Origin of the sequence: Gracilimonas mengyeensis, from assembly GCF_900182705.1 — a bacterium.
In the GTDB taxonomy this organism is placed as follows: domain Bacteria; phylum Bacteroidota; class Rhodothermia; order Balneolales; family Balneolaceae; genus Gracilimonas; species Gracilimonas mengyeensis.
The window spans coordinates 74,222-98,102 of sequence record NZ_FXTP01000007.1; the positions used below are offsets into that span (position 1 = coordinate 74,222).

Here is a 23,881-nt window from a genome sequence, read left to right on the forward strand (position 1 = left end):
TTAATGTTCATATTCTGAAAATTCGATTTCCGGTGATTCCGGAAAGGTTGAAATTCCTGTTTCTCCACAGTATTTGCAGTCAAGGCGGTCAGTGATAAGCCTTACCCCGCGTTTGAAGGTAAAATAGTACCACATCCATTCTACAAACACCCGAATTTTATTGTGGAAGCACAATAAAAACAATATGTGTACAAAGGACCACATGAACCAGGCGGGGAAACCGCTTAATTTTAAGCCATGAATATCTGCAACGGCTTTAGCCCGACCAACAGTAGCCATCATGCCTTTATCTTTGTAGATAAAAGCTGGCTTTACTGAAGAGGTATCGCCATGTATAATCTGATCAGCTACAAACTTCCCTTGCTGCAAAGCCACGGGTGCCAGGGCTGGAAGCGGGTTTCCTTCTTTATCTTCAACATACGCCGCATCTCCTATTACAAAAATTTCGGGATATTCCGGTACGCTCAGGTTTTGATTCACCTTAACCCGGCCTGACCGATCTTGTTCTGTTCCCAGCGAATTCACCAGTGGTGAAGCCGATACCCCGGCAGCCCAAATTATATTGGGCGTTTCTATAAAGCCTTCTTTGAAATGGATCTTATTTTCTTCAATATCTGTTACCGGTGTATTTAAAAGAACTCTCACTCCCATATCCTCCAGCATTTGCCGGGCTTTTTCAGACAGTTCATCGGGGTAGCCATTCAAAATCTTGGGTGCAGCTTCTACCAAAAATACTCGGGTTTCGTTAGCGGAAATATTCTGGAAATCACGCATCAACTGACGTTTGGCAATTTCAGCAATGGCACCAGCCATCTCCACCCCGGTGGGTCCTCCTCCTACAATCACATAAGTAAGATAAGGTTCCCGCAATGCCGGATCCTCAATCTGTTCCGCTTCTTCCAGCGAAAGTAAAATACGTTCCCTGATGTTTAGGGCATCCGAGATAGATTTCAATCCGGGTGCGTGGTTTTCCCACTGTTCGTTTCCAAAATAATTGTATTTGGCCCCTGGAGCCAGCACCAAACGGTCGTATGTTACGGTGCGACCATCATGCAATAGCAATTGTTTTTGCTCCGGTTTTACCTTTTCTACTTTTCCCATGAGTACTTGTATACCGGAATCTTCTCCCAACACGGCTCGGATGGGAGCGGCAATATCGCCGGGAGAAAGTGCTGCCGTGGCCACCTGGTATAGTAACGGCTGGAACAAGTGATGATTAGACTTATCAATGAGGGTAACTTTACAGGATGATTTCCTCAGCTTCTTAGCGGTCGCAATCCCGCCAAAGCCTCCGCCTACAATTACAATATGTTCCTGACTCTTATCCATAATTCTCACCTCTACTTTTTTATATCAACTCATCTAAAAATTCTTTCAGTACAATGGCATGATTGTGTGTTTCATCTTTGGCCGCATACAGCAGTGTTAATTTTTGGCCCTCTGCATTTTCGAAGAGTTCATCAATCACAGCCTCGCGATCGGCCAATTCTGTTTTATACCGTTTTTTGAATTCCTCGAACTTTTCCGGATCGTGATCGAACCATTTTCGGAGCTCAGGCGAGGGTGAAATCCTTTTATTCCACTCATCTAACTGAGCCGCTTCCTTCGACACGCCTCTCGGCCACAGCCGATCTACCAGTACCCGGTAACCGTCGTTTTCAGATACATCTTCATAAATTCGTTTTATTTGTATGGATTGAACTGCCATAATAAAAATTCGTTGTTGTGTTAATATTTTGAGTCACATTGTTGATAACCTTTAATCCCTATTTCGCCAACTCCGGTTTATACGTTCCGACCTCATTTCCGAATCCTATAGCCAGTCGGTTCCAACCGTTAATGGCAACAATGGCCGTAGTCAATACCACCATTTCCTGCTCTGAAAAATGCTCGCGAATCTCCATAAAAAATTCATCTGTGATGTCATTTTCTGAAATACGAGTCAGGGCTTCGGCCCATGCCAGTGCCGCTTGTTCTCTTTTAGAATAAAAAGGTGTTTCACTCCAGGCACTAAGGCCGTAAATACGTTGTTCGGTTTCGCCGGCTTCGCGGGCATCCTTGGTGTGCATATCAATACAATAAGCGCATTGATTGATTTGGGAAGCCCGAATCTTCACCAGTTCAATCAGAGAAGATTCTATTTCCGAGTCTTTCACATAACCCTCCAGCTCCTGCATTCCCTTTACAGCATTTTGGTCTATTTCGTAATAATTAAGTTTCTCTTTTCTCATTATTTGTGAATGTTAGTTTACTCCTCCAATTTATCCATCTCATCAATGGCTATGGCTGCGTGCGCATAAGCCGCACCGGCACGCATTTCGGAGGCCACCCAAATGGCTTCCATGATTTCCTCATTAGATGCCCCTTTTTGTTTGGCTTGCTTGGTGTGACTTTTAATGCAATACGGGCACTGCGTGATGTGAGCCGATGCTACAGCTATAAGCTGCTTGGTCTTTTCGTCCAGCGCACCTTCCTTAAAAACTTCCTTACTGAAATTCCGGAACGCACTTACCTGATCGGGAGCCAGATCGGCACGCTTTTTAGACATTTGTGGGGTAGCGGGTGGAAAAATAGTTTGGTCTTTGTTACTCATAATGCTGTCCTGTTTTGTTTGTTATTTACGATTCTTCCAGACTGTTTTAGCCGTTGAAAAAACTTGTTTGTTATACTGGTCTTGTAAAGTGTGATTAAATGTTTTTCCCGTGTCAGCAGGATCTGTCAGTGACTCTACCGTTTGCCCATATTGTGCTTCTCCTACAAAATTACCGTCAATGGTATGCAGGTAGCAGGTATCCACGATTTCATCAGGGATGGATTCCATAGCCCACTGTAAATATCTCAAATTGTTTACATGCTCATTTGAATCCATATCAAACCGATGAACTGAAAAATGATTGCTGTAGATAGCCTCCTCAATTGCTTCAATCTTAATTTTTTCCATTTGGATGGATTCTTTCGGATTGATAGTCCACTGTTCCACCATTTCCTTGAAAATCCGTGCCGGCCTTCTTCTTTTAATATCAAAAAACAACCAAAATCCTTTAGCCCTCCCAATAATGGAGCCGGCCTCATCTAAAATGAGATTTTTCCTTGTCCCCCTGAATGTGGTCAATTCCGACAGCCAGGTTTTTATGGTGATTTTTTCTTTATACGCGGGATACCGCTCCATCACCATACGGCCCGACAGCAGCACCCATCCGATTCCACTTTCAAGTAAATCATATAAACTGTGGCCAATAGACAGGCAATGATCTGCCGCCGTTTCTTCCAACAGCGTCAGGATTGTAACAGGGGTTGCTTCTCCATGAACTCCCATTTCGAAGTATCTTAAATCAAAGGTATTTTTAAACAAAATTTTGTAATTATTAGTGGTTGTTATCTATATATTTTTTAGTAACATAAGCATGGAATTATTAACAAATGCGACAGTTCCAGGCGGGTCGCCAAGTGGCGAATTAAGATTACTTATTGTTACTTCTTAAATCTTTAAGTGATCAAAACCTGCCGGACTTTTACATCCGACAAGTCTTGTCGATCACTCCAATTTAACCTTTATAGGTTAATACACGGCCCCAGAGGCTTTTGGTGCCCCAGATGCCACGGCGCAGGGTCTCAAGTTGCACTATCTGACTATGGTCAACAAATACATTTACTTCCGGACCGTAGTTTTTAATGTACCAGGCAAACACTTCGGGATCGGCTGCCTCAAACATCAGTTTTTCCAGCCCGATCTCATTGATGAATTGTGCCGGAACATCGGTTCTCCATGGATCAGCATTTTCGGTGATACCTTCTGATTCTATCATAATCATGTAGGCCCCGGCATCCACAAAGCGCTTGGCTTGTTTTACCGCATAGCCGGTATCCAGTGTGCCTTCGCTTTCCAGTTCGCCTTTGGCCGTATCACCGCCGGCACCAAACTGAATGCCGATTTCCGGTTTCGCCTTTAGCCCAGCCTCTTGTACTTTCTCGATCAGCCGCAGCCAATCATCAGTAGGCAAGGTGATGAATCCTGCTGAGAGCTCAATGATATCAAAACCATAATCTTTGCAGGTTTCGATGTATTGATCTACTGCTTCTTTGCCCTGGGTAAGCACATACTCCATGAATCCACCGGTAGAAACCAGCACATCATGGTCATGGGCAATCTCAATGAGTTCCTGTACAGACTTTTTGGGCATCAGCGAAAAGGAACCCCCTGAGAATTTGAGAGCATCTACATGCTCTCCCATGGTTTCCATGATATCTTGCAAATAGCGTTTACCCATCACGGCATAATACGGGCCGCGGATTTCGGTAACTCCTGTTTTTCGTGGTTTAGATTCTCGTTCGTTCTTATTTAGAAAATCGAATGTTTTCTCTTTAGGCATAGTAAACCTCTTCTGTTTTTATATTGACATTATTTGCGAGCTGAACAGCATTTAGCAACTTCATCAGGTCTCTCACAGTATGCTGTTCAAAATTCTGGACCGTCTCTATAATTTTGTTTCTTAATTCCTGTGAGGTGTAAGGTTCAGCCAACTGCTCAAATTTTTGGATGATGGTATTCCAGTCGGCCGGACGAGTATGAAAACCTTCATAATCCATTTTGTTGATGGAAAACTTGTCGCCGTTTCTCAAATAAACAGTCAGCGTGGCCGGCATTTCATCCGGGAAGCGGTCACTATATTCCTGCTTGGGAGACACCTCAATTTTCTTCATTAGATTCTGGATGTCGTCGGCTTCAATACGCTCTTTTTTGTACTGATCCGGAAGTACTTGTCCATCTAACAAAGCAGCAGCAACCATATATTGCAGGCTGTGGTCGGCTTCCTCTTTCGTTCGAACGATGGTTTTATCACCTTCCTCTCCACCACCGATGATGTGATACGCCACATCAAATATGTCAGTGGTGATTTTCTCTACTTCATCCGCCGTGAATTCGTGTTCTTTCTTCAGCTCAAGTATTCCCTCGATAGAAGATTGCGAATGAATTTCTGCGTTGTATTTTTTGATGATGGTATTTGTGACCCGTTCCAAGTCTTCATTTTCCCAGTCAATGGTAAATGACCCGGCAATGGCATCCATAAATCCTTTATTGCCTTCAAATACAGCAGGCGGACCGGTAATTCCATATTTGGCCAGATAGGCCGCATGAGTACCACCAAAAGCTGTGTGCGGATAGGCAAGTCCTTTCCAGTTAGACAGAGCGCCCGTTCGTGTTACACGAAGTGCATTTAGTGCCGTTCCTGCAATAGATAGGGCATTTGCGGTTTTATCTTCATTCAGTCCAAGCGCTTTCGATACTCCTGCCGCCACGGCATAAGAGCCTTGTGTAGTATGATCAAATCCCTTGTCGCGCACCGGGGCTTCATCACTCAATCGACACTGCACCTGGTAAGCAAGGGCGAGGGCGGTCAGGAAAGTCTTGCCACAAATATCGTTATGTTCACCAGCAGCCAAAATGGAGCCGATGTTGTCGCTGGGGTGGCCCGTTTCGCCTTTGGCCAGGTAGCTGTCGTTATAATCAAGATAGCGTACCAAGGCGCTATTGTAGAGAGCTGCACGGTCTGGAGTGGTTTTTCCGCCACCAATCAGCGAGCTGAGTCCGGTTCCACCGAAGTCCCCGATCATCCTTCGAATAGCTTCTACCGGGGTTCCCTCTATGGCACCAATGGCCGTGCCCAGTGAATCTAGCAATCGTATTTTTAGTTGTTTTTTGGCTTCCTCTGAAAGGTCTTCGAATGTAGCGTTTTGAATAAATGACGCGAGTTTTTGTGCAATCATGATGGGTCTCCTTGAATATTATGAGTCCAAAACTCAATGTTTTGATTTCCAATTCATCTAAGAATACCAAATCATCATCTGCACTAAAATGATATAGATCAAGTTAGTGCTGCTCATCTTGGAGTCTAATCCTCTATAATGGTTCTAAGCTTCTTAATATCCTTTAAAGCCACCCATTGCCGGCCGGTTTCTATGATTCCTTCTTTTTGAAAATTGCTCATTACGCGGCTGGCCGATTCCGTAGTTGTTCCGGCCATGTCTGCCAGGTCTTTGCGGGAAAATGGGAGTTGGATCAGCGTTCCTTCTTTTTTGTTTTCACCAAACTTCTCAGTGAGGGTTAGTAAAATATTGGCAATGCGTGTTTCCACCGGCTCTGTGGTAAGCTGTTTGATCTGCTCTTGAGAAGATCGCAGTTTTTCAGCGCTAACCTCAAGGATGGCTATGCCAACGGAGGGATATTCCTGCAAGATCTCTCGAAAATCCTTCAGTCCAACAGAGAGAATACAGCAGCCGCTTTGGGCCACGGCCGATTCGGTATAAACATCACTGCCCAAAAGTTTGAGTGAGCCAAAATAACTTCCGGGTTCTAATATATCAAGCACGACATCCTTGCCCTCATCGGTATATCGAAGCAATTTAACGGCACCATCTACTACCACACGGAGATAATTCGCAGGATCTCCCTGGTAATAAATCTCAGCTCCCTCCCGATAATGTGTAGCCGAAAACCGTTTTACGATCTCGTCCAGATCTTCCTGCTTTAGATCACGGAAAAAGGAGACCATCCCCAGTTTCGACGTTTTCAGCTCCAGCGAACAGTGATGTCCATCGGGGGCATAATCTTTAAGCGGAGTGGTCTTTCGTTTTCCCATAACTGACTACATTTTTTATTCGGGTTTCAGCTTCATCACCTTCACTTTCCATTCCTCAGGCATTACTTCCAGGTACTCCCAGTTAAACGGAACATCGTTTTCAGCTTCCATCTGGTAATATAACGGTTTGGGGTCGTGATCATTAATGAACACGAAAGCCTCTCCGGGTTTTAGCTCATCAAAAGCCTCAAAAACCATGTCATGGCGTTTGGCCGGTGGGTAGGGGCGTACATCAAATTTATTCACTACGCTGATGTCGGTGGTGTCTACATCATTTTCGGCGTTTTTGGTTACGTGAACCACGTACTCACCTTCGTATTTCTTTTTATATTCCCAACTGTGCTCGCCATCAAATTTCTTTTGGAAGATCTGATGGATTTCTTCAGGATCTTCTGCTGCCCGAATCTCCATTACGTCATTGGGCAACATCATTCCATATCGGTGGAAGATGGTGTATTTCCAATCCTTCTTTTCGGCTTTCCGCAGATCAATTAGTGTGGAAACGCCGGAGCTTTTGCTGCCTTCAGAGGCTTCGGTTCGGGTGACCCGCACTTTCCATTCTTCGGGATCTCGTTTCAGGTATTCCCAGCCTACCACGTCTCCAAAAATAGAGCGGAATTCGTAGTACAGCGGCTTTGGATCATGATCATTAATAAAGACAAAGCTCTCCCCGGCAGGAAGATCTTTGAATAACTTCAACAGTTTCTCATGTCTTTTGATAGGAATGAGTGTTCGTACGTCGAGTTCTTTTTCAGTTATTTCAGACATTTTCATCTTATTTATAGTTAAAATTTTTAGCTTTTAGCTGACAGCTTCCTCACCCAATCGCCATCATGCGCTCAATAGGTTTGATTGCTCGCTTAGCCAGTTCTTCCGGCACTTTCACATCATACCGATCGTATTCGAGAGCTTCATACAAGTTTTGCAGATTGATCTTCTTCATGAACTCACACACCGATTCTTCGTTGGCCGGGATGAATTTCTTGCCGGGGTTTTCCTTTTCCATCCTATGCAAAATGCCCGTCTCCGTAGCCACCACAAATTCTTCGGCTTTAGATTCTTTCACAAAATCGATCATCCCGCCGGTGGAATAGATGTGTGCGTCTTTACAATCGTGATAAAAGGTAGAATTCAACATACAACTGGTGGAGCAGCCGCATTCTGGATGAATGAGGATTTCGGCTTCGGGATGCTCTTTCTGTTTTTCACCCAGATTCAGATCTCCGATCTTTTCGTGAACATGACAAGCACCATCCCAGATATGCATATTCTCCCGGCCGGTCATCAACTGAATGTAACTGCCCAAGAATTTATCGGGACCGAACAGGATTTCCTTATGCTCGGGAATCGAATTGATTACATCCATAGCGTTCGATGAAGTGCAGCAATAATCGGTTTCGGCCTTCACTTCAGCCGTAGTGTTTACATACATCACCACCGCTGCACCGGGATGTTCAGCTTTCCACGCCCGAAGTTGATCAGCCGTAATGGTATCCGCCAGCGAACAACCGGCTTCTAGATCGGGGATCAGTACTTTCTTATCAGGCGAGATAATGGAGGCTGTTTCCGCCATAAAATGCACGCCACAAAAAACAATCAGTTCGGCATCGGTTTGGGCGGCTTTGCGGGCCAACCCCAGGGAATCACCAATATAATCTGCAACATCCTGCACTTCAGGAACCTGATAATTATGCGCCAAAATAATGGCGTTCTTCTCTTTTCTAAGCTCGTTGATACGGTTATTAAGTTCTTCCATTCTTCTTTTTAGTTAACAAAATCAAAAAGCATACATCTCAAATCATTAATCGATACAATACGTACACGCGAAATCACCATCGGCGATGTAGCTCGTTCTTTCCACCTCTTTCCCAAATACTCTTTGGTAAAATTCCTTTTCAAGTTTACAGGGCAGTTTTGTCACTTTAATGATCTCCCGAAACGGACAATTACACTCTTTCATCATCAGCTTTCCGGAATCCTGATCATGTCCATATTCTGCCATAAATCCTTCTTCATCCAGCATTTGGCGGGTAACCCGGGCTTTATCTTTTTCGGATTTTACATTTTCCTCTTCCAGCATAAGTTTCAATTTCTCATACCGACGATCCCAAAATTTTTGGAAAAAAACCTCCAGTATTCGATGCTCTCCCTCCGTCTGCAGATAGCGAATAAATTCACGCATCATCTCCGGTTCATACGAAGGATACAAACCATTCCCTTTTTTGGTGAGCTGAAAGCGGAGGCTTGGTCGTCCCCGTCCTGACCGCTCGTAACTTCGCTCAATGTATTCGTCCTTCTCTAATTGGGTAAAATGCTCGCGAACCGTTGTCTTTGCCAGATCCATTTTCTCAACAGCATCATCTATAGTTATTTGCCCTTGATGTTTGGTCAGGTCTAGTAACTCTTTTTTGGGGCCGGTTATGGTCATAAATTAGATATTTAGCTGATCTTAATTTCCGATTTAATTCTGGAAATGAGATACTGTTCCTCCAGAAAGTGATGCTTTTCCAGATCATCTTTCAGGTTTTTCAGAGTAGTATAAAGCAATCTAAATGTCGTACAGGCCTCATTTGGTGGTTTAAAGCTATCCGTAAGCTCCGCAATCCGCCCAATCTGATATTCTATTTCCTCCTGATCTTTTTGAATGAGCATGATCTGGTTTTTCAAAGACTGTACAAGACCATCACGTGGTTCCCCGTTCTGACTGAACAGCTTCAAAACTGCCGGAAAAAATTTTTCTTCCTGAAATTTCAAATGAAACTCTAGTTTTTCCTTCAACTTCTCAAAGTACCAGCGCACCTGATTTAATTCAGGATATTGGGTTCCGTGAACATCATAGGTACGATGCTCGAAACCGGTGGCATCTTCTATCAAGGACCGCGTATAGGCATGATGTTCTTCCTCCAAATAATGCACCACTAGCTCGGGTGACCACCCAAAAATTCCTGAAGGATATTCAAAACCTTTTCCATTACCCAATCTCAGAAGAGCATCTAAAACCTCGTCTTCATTTTTCTTCTGAGCCGTGCAAACTTCCATCACTGATTTTTCTTCATTTCCTTTAATAGGCAATCCAAGGTTTTTCAATACATCCGTTGCCCTGCTCTCTTGTTCCAACAATTCCGATACGGTCATTGCTAAAAGTCGGGATTCTGTTTTTTCCATGATCTCTGCCATAATTAGGGTTAATCACTCAAAATTTCATCTGATTCAGTAACCTCTACAATGATAGGCATAGAATTTACTATTTTCAATAAAAACGGTAATAATAGTTTAAAATATTGTAAGTCAATTTAAAGCCTCTTACTTTTATTCCCTTTGAAATCACCAAATACTCCAAAAAATGAATTACACCTTTCACCGGTCGGTATATGTATGGCTTTGGACAGGCATTATTTTGATTTCCCTAATGATCATCATAGGTGGAGTCACCCGTCTAACTGATTCCGGACTTTCCATGAGCGACTGGAATCTGATCATGGGCTCAATCCCTCCAATGAATGAAACCGATTGGCAGCAGACCTTTGAGCGCTACAAAGAATTTCCACAGTACCAACAGCTCAATGCCGGTATGAGTTTGGAAAAATTTAAAGGCATCTACTTTTGGGAATATCTGCACCGGGTTCTCGGGCGTGTAGTTGGCATCGTATTCCTGATTCCTTTCGGGTACTTTTGGGCCAAAGGGTATTTCGACTCCAGATTATTGAAACGTATGTTTATTCTCCTGGGATTGGGAGCCCTGCAAGGTGCCATGGGTTGGATCATGGTAAAAAGTGGCTTGGTGGATATTCCCTATGTAAGCCATTATCGGCTTGCAGCACACTTTATGTTGGCTTTTATCTTGATTGGATTTTGCCTTTGGTACGCATTGGATCTCAGGAATAGATCTATACAGGTTCTTCAAAAATCAATTCTTAGGAAATGGCTTTCGGTCGTTGGAGTTCTATTTATAATTCAACTCATTTATGGAGCTTTCACTGCCGGACTCGATGCCGGATACATCTATAATACGTTTCCAAAAATGGCTGGGCAGTGGATTCCACCAACCCTCGCTGCTTTAGATCCCTTTCTGCTAAACCTGATTGAAAATCCCGGAACCGTTCAGTGGATTCACCGGGTTACCGGAACGCTTCTTTTGATATCCGTAGTCATATTCTGGTGGAAGTCTGCTGTTCAACAATCAAAAAGTAAATGGCTGCAAGCGATGAGCGGAGCTTTGCTTACTATCATACTACTGCAATACCTCGTTGGTGTTCTCACGCTTGTAAATCATGTCCCAATTTCGCTGGGAGTTCTTCATCAAGGCATTGCTATCCTCTTCTGGATCATCTTCCTGACGATTGCACATCGCCTAAAATATTAAAATCTAATTTAGCCGTTTTTATTATTGATAATCAGTTCACGGCTTTCTACCTTTGGGACAGATTAGTTGACATCAATATTTAATCGTTCAACCACATGGCATACGTAGTCACCGAGAATTGCATTAACTGTAAGCACACAAATTGCGCAGCCGTTTGTCCGGTGGACGCTTTCCGGGAAGGTCCGAATTTCCTGACTATCGATCCCTTTGAATGTATCGATTGCGATGCCTGTGTTTCCGAATGTCCTGTGGAAGCTATTTATCCCGATGATGAAGTCCCCATGAAGTGGGAGCATTACATTGAGTTGAACGAACAACTTGCTGAAGAATGGTCAGACAGGATCATCAACGAAGCAAAAGAGCCATTGCCCGAGGCTGAAAAATGGGCCGACAAATTTCCTAAACTTAATGAGTTGATCAAAAGCTGGAGTTAGTTTCAGCTAAAATTTTTAACCTTAAATAAGACAAAAATGTCTGATATAGAGCAAGAATTGGATGTGAGAGTAATTCCTCCTCCACAAAAACACCCGACAATTTTTAAAACCTTCGAAAACCTGGACGAAAACGAAGCCTTCATCCTGGTAAATGACCACGATCCCAAGCCACTGCGTTATCAGATGTCAGCTATGCTGGGAGACGATGTTTTTCACTGGGAATATCTTGAAGAAGGTCCTGAAATATGGAAGGTAAGAATAGCTAAAACTGCATAACGGAATTGAATTTCATGACCGAAAAACGGCGCCGGGTAGCCCGAAAATTAAAAGAGGTGATAGATCCCGAGTTGGGAGTAAACATCGTGGATCTTGGGTTGGTTTATGACATACTTATTAAGGATGGGCATGTCATAATAGTATATACAACCACCACTCCGGGCTGCCCCATGCGTCGTTATCTACAACAACAAATTGATAAGGCACTTACCGAAATCGAAGGCATCGAATCGGCCGAAAGCAAGCTGGTAATGGAACCTGAATGGACAGTAAATATGATCGTACCTGATGTTGAATTTTTCGCTGTCCCACCTCCCCAACTCAATCAATAGCCGGATGCAAGCTTTTCGATTTTCGAACAAATTATTGGCCGGTTTTATGGCCTTTGCAGCCCTTGGATTACTCACCGGTTTATTTGCAGGGCTCGCCAAATTGGGTTTTCTGAGAGATGTAAACCTGCACATCCCCGGCGGACTCCATGGCCCTCTGATGATCAACGCTTTCCTGGGAACACTCATCGGCCTGGAACGCGCGGCTGCTTTAGAAAAACGATGGACGCTCTCCGGTCCCTTTTTGATGGCAGCTTCTGTGATCTTCATGCTATTTGTGGATCTACAGTACGGAAGCTGGTTATTTACGACCGGTAGTTTTTTCGTGACCCTCACCCTGTTACACATCTGCATCATTCAGCCAAAGATCTATCACTACATCATGGCGATAGGCGGGGCTTCTCTATTCATTGGAAATCTTTTGTTCACAATGGGAGCACCGGTTTTCGAGATCGTGATCTGGTGGATGGGCTTTCCCGTACTCACTATTTTTGGAGAGCGTTTGGAGCTAAACCGAATTATGCGTCCGCCTAAAAAAGCGCAGTGGGCTTTTGTGGCATTCATTTTCGTTTGGATATTGGGAACCGCCTTACTTCATGTGAATCGTGTGCACGGCTGGCATTTGGTGATGGTTTCTACGCTCGCTACAGCCATCTGGCTTATCAAATACGATATTGCGCGAAAGACCATAAAATCCGTGCAATGGACCAAGTACAGTGCCTGGTGTCTGCTCAGTGGGTATGGCTGGCTTATTCTCACCGGAATTTTTGGATTGATATACGGCCTTTCCGCAGCCGGACCTATTTATGATGCGTTGCTCCACATGGTATTCGTCGGCTTTGTATTCAGCATGATATTTGCTCACGCCTCGGTTATCATTCCGTCCCTTTCCGGGAAGATCATTCCCTGGAGCCGCTATTTTTATCTGCCGTTAGTGTTGCTTCACGGTTCCCTTGTTATCCGGATTGCCGGAGACTTTTTGGGCTTTTATTCTATTCGATCTATCGGCTCATGGATCAATGTGTTGGCTATTTTGATGTTTTTAGGCGGTGTTCTCGTGCAAATTGGAAAAAACCGTTCAAAATAACGGACTGTAATTATGTACTATATCTCCCTCTTCATTCACATTCTATCAGCTATTTTCTGGGTCGGCGGAATGCTATTTACGGTCGCGGTTTTGGTTCCTGCTTCACACCATAAGATCATAGCGCCAAACCGGGGAACGTTTTTTAAGATCATCGGTGAAAAATTCAGTCGCATTTCCTGGATGTTGTTCTTGATCTTGATCATCACCGGTATTACCAATTTGACTACTCGTGGGTTTGACTGGCGTTTATTTTTCTCCCTTGATTTCTGGCAAGCCGGTTTCGGCTATTACCTCGGGATCAAGCTTATCATTTTCAGTATCGTCCTCATCATCAGCGGACTTCATGATTTTTACTTCGGCCCCAAAGCTGCTGAGTTGATGGAATCGAATCCAGACTCACCCCAAACCCAAACCTTTCGGAAGGTCTCAAGCTGGCTGGGGCGACTTAACCTGGTCTTCGGATTGATGATTTTGTACTATGCCATCAGAGTAGTTCGGGGATAGCTGTGGCTTCACAAAAATAATCCAATTATCTCTTATAGATTCCTCCTATATATTATAGGTATGGGCTAAACATAAAATACCTGAGTTTGCTCATATTAATACTTAGCTTTGCTATCTTTTTAATAAGTTATTACTAGCTAAGACAATGAAAAAGTTTTCGATCCCTTCTTTCTTGCAAGCTCCTGGGCGGTCAAAGGAGAATCGTTTAATGCCCTATGGTCAAACAATTTTGTGGGCCGTAATAATTGGTCTTTTGGGTGGGCTTATTGCTACTATATACTACGGAATTCTTGCTGGCGGACTCTATGTTATTTGGGATGTTATACAACCAGCCTTACAGGCTGGTTTCAAAGTAAAGGGTGCAGAAATGTTTTCAATTGTACTTTTGACAACAATCGGTGGAATAATAGTAGGCTTTTTAATGAAATATCTGCGTACGCCAGGTGAAATTTCAGCGGTTGTAAATAATATTCATGTCAAGCAAGGCCGCATGGATCCCAAACAAAATCCATCCATGTTTATTAATTCACTAACGAGTATTGTATTTGGAGGAAGTGCAGGACCAGAAGCTCCACTCGTACAATTAATAGGTAGTAGCGGTAGTAAACTAGGAGAAAAGTTAAAGCTACATGGGGATCTAATCCGAACGTTTACTTTTTGCGGAATGGCTGCTGCTTTGGGAGCTTTTTTTGGTGCCCCAATTGGAGGAGCCCTTTTTGCTCTCGAAATCCCTCATAATCGCGGGCTTGAATATTATGAAGCACTTATCCCATCTGTTATTTCTGCAATAGCTGCATTTGTAGTTTTCCGCTTGTTCATTGGTTATGAAGGAGCTTTATATCAATTACCCCAACTCACTGACATGTCTATGCTATTCGTATTTGAAGGTATTGGGATGGGAATAATCGGAGCCGGAATAGCCATACTTTTTATTATTATTTTTAGAAGAATAGACAAACTACTTTTTCCACTTAAAAAATATCCTGTTCTACTCGGATCTGTTGGAGGAGTAACAATAGGGCTATTAGCTATAACTATTCCTGCCAATTTTATTACTACACCATTATTCTGGAGCGAGTTTCAAATTATTGATTTAATAAATGGTATCTCTACACTCCAGTTAAACTACAGCCTTTGGGGCGCTGTAGGTTTATTGGTGTTACTTGTTTTTGTGAAGATGCTATCAATCAGTTTTACACTCCATAGTGGTTATCGTGGTGGTTTTATATTTCCATTATTCTTTATTGGTGCAAGCAGTGGCATCGCTATTTCATTAGCAACCTCCCAATTCATTCCCATGCCTGTAGCTATTATTGGATTAATGGCAGCTGTGAATGTAGGAGTAACAAAAACACCCATCAGTACTAGTATTATCTTAATTAGCCTAACCGGTGGAGCTTTATTTCCTGTTGTCGCCGCAGCAAGTGTTACAAGTTATATATGCACTGAGCGAGTTCGTCTTATTAATACACAACAACATCGAAAAGATAATTCCTCACCAATGCATCGGGTTTGGAGGTGGAAAGAGCACTGATTTGGAAAGGCAAAGCATTTACATTGTTACCCTGACAATAGCATACTGATACTAGGGTGATGGCCACATCAATATTTTTGCCATTGCTGCTGTACTATATATACTATATCATTTTTTGTTTATGATGATCGACAAGGCAAATATGAACTCGAACTTTAAAAAGCTAGGCTGACAGTATGAAAAGTACGTCTGAACAACTTGTACTTGCAGAACAGATCCGCAATGCCTGCATCAAAGTCGCAAGGGAAGGATTTATGGATGCCTCCATGAGTGGACTTTGCACAGAAGGAGCTATGGAGGCGGCCATCAGTGCCATGCAATCTTTGGATATAGAAAAGATAATTGAGGAAATTTAAAATCTAGTTAAATCCCCTGCTGAGCAGGCTAAAGTGTACAGCAAATTGCTGGACTCAGGAAAGGTAAAAAAACAAAGCTGCTCTTGCCCGGAAATTTGGGGTTAGTCGGGCTTGGGTTACTAAGGTTATGTGAAGTAGTCACGATGAAATCTGACAGTTTAGTTAGATTAGAGTAAGCAAAACCTAATCACTAAACCCAGACTCACCATGACTACACAAGACAAAATAATCAAAACCAAGTTAGGATTACTACAATTAGCGACTCATTTAAACAATGTGTCTCAAGCCTGTCGCACGATGGGCTACTCCCGTGACAGTTACTACCGGATCAAAGAGCTGTATGACACCGGTGGCCAGGCGGCCCTTCAAGAGCTTTCCAGGCGTAAACCCAATCACAAGAATCGGGTAGATCCCGCTATCGAAGAGCAGGTGGTTGCTATGGCACTTGAGTACCCCGCTTATGGGCAACAACGTGCCAGTAATGAGCTAGCCAAACGAGGCGTTACCATTTCTCCCGGCGGCGTACGAAGCATTTGGCTGCGTCATGATTTGGAGACCTTCAAAAAAAGGTTGGCATCGTTAGAGGCCAAAGTAGCCCAGGAAGGGATTATCTTAACCGAAGCACAGTTGGTGGCCTTAGAGAAAGCGAAAGAGCAAAAAGTGGCTCGCGGAGAAATCGAGACCCATCACCCCGGATATCTGGGAGCTCAGGACACCTACTATGTGGGTACGATAAAAGGCGTGGGACGCATCTACCAGCAAACCTATATCGATACGTATTGCAAAGTCGCCCAAGCGAAGCTTTATAACGCTAAGGATGCCATTACCGCTGCCGATCTGCTCAATGACAAGGTGCTTCCGATGTATGAGGAGCAGGGTATTCGCCTGTTGCGAATCCTCACCGACCGGGGCACCGAATACTGCGGAAAACTCGAGAATCATCCGTTCCAGTTGTATTTGGATCTGGAGGATATCGACCACACGCGAACCAAAGCCAAGTCCCCGCAGACCAATGGAATTTGCGAACGGTTTCACCGAACCATTCAAGAAGAGTTCTACTCGATCATCTTTCGTAAGAAAGTCTTCCGGAGCATCGAGGAGTTGCAGGCTGAATTGGATGAGTGGATCAGTTGGTATAACACCGAACGAACCCATTCCGGCAAGTATTGCTACGGCAAAACACCGTGGCAGACGTTGGAGGACAGCAAACATTTAGCTTTGGAAAAACAGGTGGACGAGTTACCTTGGCAGAACAGCAATCAGGAGGGAGAACCGGTAGATTCTCCCCTCGAATTACGTGCGGAAATTCAAAGCCAACAAGCGCCAAATTTGGACGAGAGGAACCTGACAACAAAAACAACTTTCTAACCAGTGACTGTCAGATCAAGTCGTGGCTATTACAGGTTATGAACCATCATTAACAAGTTTTGAAGTTTATTTTAATTTCGAAAGTAAATATTTTTCTTGCTTAAAGTAATGTTTTATTAGATCCTCATCTAACTTTAAGAGCGTAAAATATAACATCCGTAAGGTAGTACATGCTTCACTAGGTGGGGTAAAATCATCAGTCAGATCATGTATTCTCTGAAGGTAATCCTTAATTTCTTCCTGATCTTTCTCGATGATCTTAGCTTGTTTTTTCAGCGTCTCAACTATTTCATTCGAGGCTTCACCATTCAAGTCAAATAACCTGAGCATCATTGGAAAGAATTCTAGTTTTTCAAAATTCAGGTGTGTTTCAAGCTTTTCTTTCAGTTTCTGAACATACCATTTTACCTCATTCAACTTCGGATACTGAATGCCATGAACCTCCCACGCTCTTTCACCGTATTCTTGCGCATCTCGGATGAGTGAACAGGTGTACTCGTGATGTTCCTCTTTCAGGTATTGAATTACATGCTTCGGCAACCAGCTAAAAAACCCCTCGGGATAATCAAATTCAGGTTCTTTCTTCAACCGTTCAATTTCTTTAATCACCTCATCTTCGTTACGCTGCTGGGCTGTGCAAACTTCCATTAGCGTTTTATGTCCATTTCCCTGTGCCGGAATGCCTAACACTTGCAATAATTCGGAGCCTCTCTTCTCTTCCTGCAAGAAATTCGTAATGGTCATTTTTAAAACATTTGTCGATTCATTTTCTTCGATATCCTCCAAAATTCCCTCCGTTTCTAAAAAAAGCCGTTTCATGACTAATCATATTTGCTGTTTCATGGCTAAAAACATTCACCGTAAATAAAATACAGAGAGCCCCAATTCCGGCATAAAATGCAGCGCCTGCCACGTCTATAATTAGAACGATGCCCATTCCTGCTAAAGACCCGAGCACACCAAAAGCTAAACTGGGAATCATGGCAACACCCCGGTCTTTGGTGATGATTCGGCTCAACCACCCAATGATAATTCCAATTGTGATGTATCCAAGTATTGTCATGAGTGTCATAGCTTAGCTCCGTCGAATTAGATTTGTGGTGAGTAATTATGAAGTCAAGTTGTCCTACCCACTGCCGTAAAGCATTACATAATTATTGTGAAGTGCTGTATATATCACTTAATTATCTTTTCTTTATTCCGAAAAGCTATTGTTCAAGAGCTCAATCGAACAATATTCAGGAATCCAACCATTGGCGCCTGTTCGTGTAAGGAGTACTACTTCATGCAAAACTTCTCTATATTTTATAGGTTAATAGTTAACAGAGAGAGATTATGGAAGACAAAAAGTATCAACTCAAGATTAAATTGGATCTATCGGGTGAATCGGCAAAATATTATAAACTGCAAGAGCGATGGGAAAATGAGGGCGGTTCAACAACAAATCAGCCAGTAACAAAGTCGCTGTCGGAAGCTGAACCACCATTAAAAACGGGAGATTATTTCCAGGTAGTCGGTGGCAACATCGATTTTATTGGCAATGAAATTTTCTACATAGCCGACATCCAAAAAGTGGATATACAATAATCAGAAAAAAATGGTGAAGCTGGAAACTCGCGCACAATAATGGAGCAGGTTTGAGAAAAAATTTTTGAGGTAATTTTGTGAAGTTTTCGGAACGGCTCAGACTATCCGGTTGGGGAGCTATCGGGAGTGTTGTACTTTTGTTGTACCCACCTAAAAGCAAAAAAGCCTTAAACGCATATTTAAATAGCGTTTAAGGCTTTCGAAGTGCTCCCCGGGTAGGATTCGAACCTACGACCAATTGATTAACAGTCAACTGCTCTGCCACTGAGCTACCGAGGAATGTTTTAGTGACGTCCCTCCTTCGAGGGGCGACAAATATAAGTACTTATACTAACTACTTTCAAGAGTTTTTTTAACTTTTTTGTAGAAAATTTCCTGAAGCACTAATCCGCGGGCCGGAGCTGTGTACGTAGGCGCTTTAAACGCAGTTTTTTCTAAAATTTGCCGGAAAGTTTTTTTTGAAATTTTTCCTTGTCCCACGTACACCATGGTGCCAATTAACCTCCGAACCATGTTTCTCAGAAACCGGTTTGCGCGAATATGATATTTGAGCACTTCGCCATCAATCTCAAACTCGGATTTTTGAATAGTACAAAGTGTAGTCCGGTTGTCTTCATTATATTTGGAGAAGCCGGCAAAATCATGTTCCCCCAACAATAGTTCCGCACATTCATGGAGCTTTTCCAGTTCTACCGGTTGGCGCAATGGCCATGTGTAGCGATGCATCAATGGCATGCTTCGGGTGGTGAGTGTGTATTCGTACTGGCGGGCTATGGCATCAAAACGGGCATGGAAGTCAGCATGCACTTTTTGATGGTCAATAATTTGTATATGATCCCCGGCCATCCTGTTTACGGCAGATAATAGCTTCTCCAAATCTGCCTGTTCAGGAAGATCCACATGAGCCACCTGTCCCCTGGCGTGAACACCGGCATCTGTCCGACCCTGTCCTATTAAGTCGACAGGTTGCTGCAGTACAGTCGAAAAGGCCTCCTCCAGGCTTTCTTCTATGGTGATGGCATTAGGCTGTATCTGCCAGCCACTGAAGTCGGTACCGTCGTATTCTATCGTTAGTTTATATCGGGGCATGTGCTCTTTTAAAATGAGCCGGAAGATAGTAAGCCATGAGCTTTTATGCAGTCTTGTCGAGGCGAAGCCTCTTTTGGCTTACGCTTTTCAAGTACAACTTGAAAAGATCTCTGACAGACAATAATTGAAAATTCGACATTTAGTATTCAAAATTAATCTTACATCTTTAATTTTGGATATTGAATTCCTTATTCCTGTTTATCGTACACTGCCTTCATTACAAAACCAGAAACAAATCAGAGGAAATATGACTATCATTTTCCACTATGACAGACTGGATACAATCTATTATTGAAAGCGTTGGCTACGCCGGCATTGCCTTTTTAACCTTCATCGAAAATGTTTTTCCGCCCCTCCCCTCGGAAGTCATCATCCCCTTTGCTGGCTATGTAACCACCAATGGATCGCTAACGATTATTGGGGTAATTATCGCGGGAACTATTGGCTCAGTATTGGGAGCCTTACCTCTGTACTACCTGGGATATTTTATCGAGGAGGAACAACTTAAAACCCTGGCCGACGAATACGGCAAATGGTTTATGATCTCCCCTAAAGATATTGACCGGGCCTCCTCCTGGTTTGAGAAAAGAGGCGCGCTGGCCGTCTTTGTGTGCCGTTTGATACCAGGACTCCGTTCCCTCATCTCTATCCCTGCAGGTATCCAAAATATGAGTCTGTTGCCTTTTCTTTTATTGACTACTCTGGGTACGGCCATCTGGACGTCTTTGCTTAGCTGGGCCGGAGCTTCACTGGGCAACAACTATTCCAACATCCAAAACTACCTTGATCCAATCAGCTATGTGGTGTTTGGAGGGATGATTGCTTGGTACCTCTATCACATCTTCAAAAAAACAGTTATTGAAGATTAAAAATTTAAGATTGAAGATTGGGACGAAGCTTAATCACCCATTTTCCATGGTTCTAGCAATTCAAAATTCAACATTTAGCATTCAAAATTAGAAGTTACTTAACCAGCATCATCTTACGGGTTTCCATGAAATCACCGGCATTGAGTTGATAGATATACAAGCCGCTGGAAAGATGGGAGGCATCAAAATGGACATTATGCAAGCCGGGCCCTTTACGGTTATCAATCAGGGTTGCCACTTCTCTTCCTAAGGTATCAAACACTCTCAGGCTCACTTCGCTGTTAACCGGCAAATGAAAGCTGATTTTAGTGGAAGGGTTAAACGGGTTTGGATAATTCTGAATCAGGTTAAAAGAGTCGGCTTTATCGATCAGCTCGTTTGAAGTTGCTACCTGATTTTCTATCGTGATGGTTCCCTGGTCCGGTACAGCATTAAATTCCACAAACCTTGATCCATCCAGTGTAACTATTCGAGCATCCAGTGATTCTTCATTTTGAGATACCGAAGCAGAATCCCAGTCCTGGGGCAATTCACGACGGACCGTTAGCGCCACATCATACACTTCATTATCAAGTTCATCTGTCAGCTCCAACTCTATTTGAGATTCACTCGCCGATAGTTCTGTGAAGGATGCCGATTCACGTTCCTGGCTATATTTGAATACATTTCCAAAACTGCTTACCCAAAACCGGGTATCACCTTCAGCCATGTAGTCAAGATTACCTTTTATTTCCCTGGAAGAGACTTCCGAGTAGCCACCTTCTCCGTCTGATCCATGACCTAAGAACACAACCCAGCCTTTTGTACGTGCCGCTGCATTCACCCGGTTGTTGAAATCCTCCGTGGTTTCATGTCCTTCCGTACCGATCACCATAGAGCTGATGTTCATGGCATTGGAGGGATCATTGGAAACAATCTGACCAGAACATCCGCGGGCAGCGATATAATACTGGCTAGTTATATCATTATTGCCAGGAACACAGAATGGGTATGCGATGGTATGTACCGAATAACCGCTAATATTATCCTCTAAAGTCGCCTTGGAGTTAGCCAACTCTTCTATTTGTTCTTCATCGGACAAGTCAGAAAGATTACGGTGAGTTACTGTATGGCTGCCAATTTCATGTCCCTGTGCAGCCGCCTCTGAAAGACCTTCATAATTAGCGGAAATAAAAGCATTGGTAAAGGTAAATAAAGTCAGCTGATACCCATATTCATTGAACATAGGAACCATTACATCCAACTGGTTGCCATAGTTATCATCAAAGGTATAACTTACCGCCGCCTCACCAAAACCTTGCCAGGTGGCAATTTCATAATTATCACCAGCAGATTGAGCTTTAATATGTTGAGTACATAGAAGTGAAAAGAGGATCAGAATAACAGAGGGGTATTTCATCAGTGTTATATTAAGGGATGAAGCATGTATTTAAGCGCCTTGATTATAACACTTTATAGTGAACAATTAGTGACCAAATTTTGAGCAAATTTATACCTGCTTCTCTATTCAGCATTAATCAAAAATAATTCAATAGAAAGGGGGTGCATATCATTACAACTTAAGTTGTGAGGCTAAAATTTATTATATTATGCCTGCTTTTTTCTGGTAACCTGCAAGCTTTCACATGATTAATATGGGTCAAAAAAGCTCTTAGATGTCACACTCACCAAAAACAGTATTGGGAAGAATATTGGTGTGGCGGGCCCGCCATTTATCCCAGCAGCAATTTGTACTGATTCTTAGTGTTCTTGTCGGTTTTATTACCGGACTGGTGGCCGTTGTTCTGAAGAACACCACGCACCTGATTCAACAGCTCATAAGCTCCAACAACTTCAGCCAATATTTTAACCCCTACTATTTTGTATTTCCTATTATTGGTATCGGTATTACCGTGCTTATACGGAGGCTGATCAAAGGGAAAATTGGTCAGGGTATTCCCTCTACCCTGTTTTCCATCTTGCGTAAAAATGGGATTCTCCCCACTCACCGGATGTACTCATCCATCATAACCAGTATTTTTACGGTGGGTTTTGGTGGCTCGGTGGGACTTGAGGCCCCAACCGTAAGTTCCGGAGCTGCCATCGGCTCTAATTTGGGCCGGGTGATGCACATCGATTATAAATCAAGGATTTTGTTGATGTCGTGTGCCGCAGCTGGGGCTTTGGCTTCCATTTTTAATGCGCCTATTGCAGCTATCATTTTTACCATCGAGATTTTCAGCCTGGACCTCACCCTCACCTCCCTGATTCCCCTGCTTTTGTCTTCTGCGGCAGGCGTGGTTACCTCCATTTTTATTCAAGGCAACGATTATATTTTTCACCTGGATAAAGTGTCCCCTTTTGTGGTGGAGGAACTACCTCTCTACATCTTATTAGGAGTGATAACGGCATTTATCTCCCTCTACTTCAACAAAATTTACTTTCGGGTAAGTGCTTATTTTAACAAGATCAGCACGCAGTTTAGGCGAACATTAATTGGCGGTGGTCTTCTTGGGTTGATGATTTTCTTATTCCCGCCTTTATACGGTGAAGGTTATGAAACCATCAATATTTTATTAAACGGTAATGTAACTCAGATTGCCAATTTTGGGATTCTTGAAAGCTTAGACAGCAAAGAGTATTTCATTATCCTGATGCTTCTCTGTTTGATGATGTTTAAAATCATTGCTACCTCTTTTACCATCGGGGCAGGCGGAATTGGCGGTATTTTTGCACCGGCTCTTTTCACCGGTGCTACCCTTGGTTATCTCTACTCCATTTGCATCAACGATGCCGGTATTGCTTCCATAGCGGTTAGTAACTACACGCTGGTAGGCATGACTGGCCTGATGGCAGGAACCTTACACGCCCCGCTAACCGCCATATTTATGATTGCAGAGATTAGCGGCGGTTATGAACTTTTTATTCCTCTTATGTTGGTATCGGCAATCTCCTTTCTGGTGTCACGGCACTTTATGCCGCACTCCATTTATACAACACAGCTGGCTCAAAAAGGTGACTTACTCACCCATAACAAAGATAAAGCCGTACTCTCAGTTCTAACGGTGGACAAACTGGTGGAAAAGAACTTTGCGGAGATTCATCCCAAAATGAGTTTGCGGCAACTAATTCAGGTCGTCAAAACCAGCAAACGAAATATCTTTCCAGTGGTTAGCTCGAGTAGAAAGCTAGTAGGCATTCTTACGCTGGATGACATCCGGGATATTATGTTTGATGAATCCCTGTACGATATCATAGCCGTTGCCGAGCTCATGACTCAGCCTCCCGATACGATTCAGAAAGATGAGGATATGAAATCGGTCATCCAGAAATTCCGTTCTACCGGAGCCTGGAACCTCCCGGTTGTTGATGAAGAAACTTATGTCGGGTTTATTTCCAAGTCCAAGCTCTTTTCTGCCTACCGGCGTAAGCTTATCGAGTTTTCTGTTTAGCTAGTAGTACAAGAGG

General features: G+C 43.2%; 28 protein-coding genes and 1 tRNA gene. 12 read left to right on the forward strand and 17 right to left on the reverse strand.

What is annotated here, in order from left to right; translation table 11 throughout:
* The 12 genes from FN815_RS09090 to FN815_RS09145 all read right to left on the reverse strand — a co-directional run bounded on the left by FN815_RS09090 (window position 1) and on the right by FN815_RS09145 (window position 9,803).
* Window positions 1–1,329: an NAD(P)/FAD-dependent oxidoreductase gene (locus tag FN815_RS09090; protein ID WP_142454318.1), complete on the reverse strand. Its 1,329-nt coding sequence runs from the start codon at window positions 1,327–1,329 to the stop codon at window positions 1–3.
* Between the two features lie 19 nt (window positions 1,330–1,348).
* The gene (locus FN815_RS09095) at window positions 1,349–1,708 is read right to left on the reverse strand and encodes a DUF488 domain-containing protein (protein WP_142454319.1); all 360 of its coding nucleotides are present in this window, start codon (window positions 1,706–1,708) and stop codon (window positions 1,349–1,351) included.
* Between the two features lie 58 nt (window positions 1,709–1,766).
* The gene (locus FN815_RS09100) at window positions 1,767–2,231 is read right to left on the reverse strand and encodes a carboxymuconolactone decarboxylase family protein (RefSeq protein ID WP_142454320.1); all 465 of its coding nucleotides are present in this window, start codon (window positions 2,229–2,231) and stop codon (window positions 1,767–1,769) included.
* Between the two features lie 17 nt (window positions 2,232–2,248).
* Window positions 2,249–2,593, reverse strand: a complete 345-nt coding sequence (locus FN815_RS09105; protein WP_142454321.1) for a carboxymuconolactone decarboxylase family protein — start codon at window positions 2,591–2,593, stop codon at window positions 2,249–2,251.
* A gap of 21 nt (window positions 2,594–2,614) precedes the next feature.
* Window positions 2,615–3,352: an acyl-[acyl-carrier-protein] thioesterase gene (locus FN815_RS09110; RefSeq protein WP_221930293.1), complete on the reverse strand. Its 738-nt coding sequence runs from the start codon at window positions 3,350–3,352 to the stop codon at window positions 2,615–2,617.
* A gap of 193 nt (window positions 3,353–3,545) precedes the next feature.
* Window positions 3,546–4,370 (reverse strand): phosphosulfolactate synthase, encoded by an 825-nt coding sequence (locus tag FN815_RS09115; protein ID WP_142454322.1) that lies wholly within the window; start codon window positions 4,368–4,370, stop codon window positions 3,546–3,548.
* Window positions 4,363–5,769, reverse strand: a complete 1,407-nt coding sequence (locus tag FN815_RS09120; RefSeq protein ID WP_425461075.1) for an MmgE/PrpD family protein — start codon at window positions 5,767–5,769, stop codon at window positions 4,363–4,365. Before FN815_RS09120 ends, FN815_RS09115 begins: the two co-directional genes overlap by 8 nt.
* 122 nt (window positions 5,770–5,891) lie before the next feature.
* Complete coding sequence (locus FN815_RS09125; protein WP_142454324.1) at window positions 5,892–6,638, reverse strand: Crp/Fnr family transcriptional regulator; 747 nt, start codon at window positions 6,636–6,638, stop codon at window positions 5,892–5,894.
* Window positions 6,639–6,653: 15 nt separating this feature from the next.
* Entirely contained in the window at window positions 6,654–7,406 is a 753-nt protein-coding gene (locus FN815_RS09130) for a DUF2249 domain-containing protein (RefSeq protein WP_142454325.1), read from the reverse strand.
* 49 nt (window positions 7,407–7,455) lie between these two features.
* A complete protein-coding gene (nadA, locus tag FN815_RS09135; protein ID WP_142454326.1) occupies window positions 7,456–8,394 on the reverse strand; it encodes a quinolinate synthase NadA in 939 nt (312 codons plus the stop codon).
* 45 nt (window positions 8,395–8,439) lie between these two features.
* The gene (locus FN815_RS09140) at window positions 8,440–9,066 is read right to left on the reverse strand and encodes a helix-turn-helix transcriptional regulator (protein WP_142454327.1); all 627 of its coding nucleotides are present in this window, start codon (window positions 9,064–9,066) and stop codon (window positions 8,440–8,442) included.
* Between the two features lie 11 nt (window positions 9,067–9,077).
* A complete protein-coding gene (locus FN815_RS09145; RefSeq protein WP_185957236.1) occupies window positions 9,078–9,803 on the reverse strand; it encodes a hemerythrin domain-containing protein in 726 nt (241 codons plus the stop codon).
* A gap of 178 nt (window positions 9,804–9,981) precedes the next feature.
* Between FN815_RS09145 and FN815_RS09150 the strand changes: the two genes are divergently transcribed.
* From FN815_RS09150 to FN815_RS09190, 9 genes are all read left to right on the forward strand, one after another.
* Complete coding sequence (locus tag FN815_RS09150; protein ID WP_142454329.1) at window positions 9,982–11,001, forward strand: COX15/CtaA family protein; 1,020 nt, start codon at window positions 9,982–9,984, stop codon at window positions 10,999–11,001.
* A gap of 95 nt (window positions 11,002–11,096) precedes the next feature.
* Window positions 11,097–11,435 (forward strand): ferredoxin family protein, encoded by a 339-nt coding sequence (locus FN815_RS09155; protein ID WP_142454330.1) that lies wholly within the window; start codon window positions 11,097–11,099, stop codon window positions 11,433–11,435.
* A gap of 36 nt (window positions 11,436–11,471) precedes the next feature.
* Entirely contained in the window at window positions 11,472–11,711 is a 240-nt protein-coding gene (locus tag FN815_RS09160; protein ID WP_142454331.1) for a DUF2249 domain-containing protein, read from the forward strand.
* A 14-nt stretch (window positions 11,712–11,725) separates the two neighbouring features.
* On the forward strand, window positions 11,726–12,043 hold the full coding sequence (locus FN815_RS09165) for a metal-sulfur cluster assembly factor (RefSeq protein WP_142454332.1): 318 nt from the start codon (window positions 11,726–11,728) through the stop codon (window positions 12,041–12,043).
* A 4-nt stretch (window positions 12,044–12,047) separates the two neighbouring features.
* The gene (locus tag FN815_RS09170; protein ID WP_142454333.1) at window positions 12,048–13,127 is read left to right on the forward strand and encodes a hypothetical protein; all 1,080 of its coding nucleotides are present in this window, start codon (window positions 12,048–12,050) and stop codon (window positions 13,125–13,127) included.
* A 12-nt stretch (window positions 13,128–13,139) separates the two neighbouring features.
* Window positions 13,140–13,631 carry a DUF4149 domain-containing protein gene (locus FN815_RS09175; protein ID WP_142454334.1) on the forward strand — a complete coding sequence of 164 codons (492 nt, stop codon included), beginning with the start codon at window positions 13,140–13,142 and terminating at the stop codon, window positions 13,629–13,631.
* Window positions 13,632–13,776: 145 nt separating this feature from the next.
* Window positions 13,777–15,165, forward strand: a complete 1,389-nt coding sequence (locus FN815_RS09180) for a chloride channel protein (protein WP_142454335.1) — start codon at window positions 13,777–13,779, stop codon at window positions 15,163–15,165.
* 176 nt (window positions 15,166–15,341) lie between these two features.
* Window positions 15,342–15,521, forward strand: a complete 180-nt coding sequence (locus FN815_RS09185; RefSeq protein ID WP_142454336.1) for an acetyltransferase — start codon at window positions 15,342–15,344, stop codon at window positions 15,519–15,521.
* A gap of 207 nt (window positions 15,522–15,728) precedes the next feature.
* Complete coding sequence (locus FN815_RS09190) at window positions 15,729–16,889, forward strand: IS481 family transposase (protein WP_342780481.1); 1,161 nt, start codon at window positions 15,729–15,731, stop codon at window positions 16,887–16,889.
* Between the two features lie 66 nt (window positions 16,890–16,955).
* Here FN815_RS09190 and FN815_RS09195 read toward each other — a convergent pair whose 3' ends face one another.
* On the reverse strand, window positions 16,956–17,633 hold the full coding sequence (locus tag FN815_RS09195; protein ID WP_221930294.1) for a hemerythrin domain-containing protein: 678 nt from the start codon (window positions 17,631–17,633) through the stop codon (window positions 16,956–16,958).
* Window positions 17,634–17,652: 19 nt separating this feature from the next.
* The gene (locus tag FN815_RS09200; protein WP_185957237.1) at window positions 17,653–17,961 is read right to left on the reverse strand and encodes a hypothetical protein; all 309 of its coding nucleotides are present in this window, start codon (window positions 17,959–17,961) and stop codon (window positions 17,653–17,655) included.
* 263 nt (window positions 17,962–18,224) lie between these two features.
* On the opposite strand from FN815_RS09200, the gene FN815_RS09205 reads away from it, so the two are divergent.
* Window positions 18,225–18,476 (forward strand): hypothetical protein, encoded by a 252-nt coding sequence (locus FN815_RS09205; protein WP_142454338.1) that lies wholly within the window; start codon window positions 18,225–18,227, stop codon window positions 18,474–18,476.
* Window positions 18,477–18,683: 207 nt separating this feature from the next.
* Here FN815_RS09205 and FN815_RS09210 read toward each other — a convergent pair.
* Together FN815_RS09210 and truA are read right to left on the reverse strand one after the other, a co-directional pair.
* A tRNA-Asn gene (locus FN815_RS09210) sits at window positions 18,684–18,755 on the reverse strand.
* A 51-nt stretch (window positions 18,756–18,806) separates the two neighbouring features.
* Window positions 18,807–19,565: a tRNA pseudouridine(38-40) synthase TruA gene (gene truA, locus FN815_RS09215; RefSeq protein ID WP_142454339.1), complete on the reverse strand. Its 759-nt coding sequence runs from the start codon at window positions 19,563–19,565 to the stop codon at window positions 18,807–18,809.
* Between the two features lie 266 nt (window positions 19,566–19,831).
* Here truA and FN815_RS09220 point away from each other — a divergent pair, with 266 nt between their 5' ends.
* The gene (locus FN815_RS09220; RefSeq protein WP_142454340.1) at window positions 19,832–20,434 is read left to right on the forward strand and encodes a DedA family protein; all 603 of its coding nucleotides are present in this window, start codon (window positions 19,832–19,834) and stop codon (window positions 20,432–20,434) included.
* Between the two features lie 94 nt (window positions 20,435–20,528).
* Here FN815_RS09220 and FN815_RS09225 read toward each other — a convergent pair whose 3' ends face one another.
* Window positions 20,529–21,833, reverse strand: coding sequence for a polysaccharide deacetylase family protein (locus FN815_RS09225; RefSeq protein WP_142454341.1), 1,305 nt, complete (start codon window positions 21,831–21,833; stop codon window positions 20,529–20,531).
* 256 nt (window positions 21,834–22,089) lie between these two features.
* On the opposite strand from FN815_RS09225, the gene FN815_RS09230 reads away from it, so the two are divergent.
* Window positions 22,090–23,865, forward strand: coding sequence for a chloride channel protein (locus tag FN815_RS09230; protein ID WP_142454342.1), 1,776 nt, complete (start codon window positions 22,090–22,092; stop codon window positions 23,863–23,865).
* The last annotated feature ends 16 nt before the right edge of the window (window positions 23,866–23,881 follow it).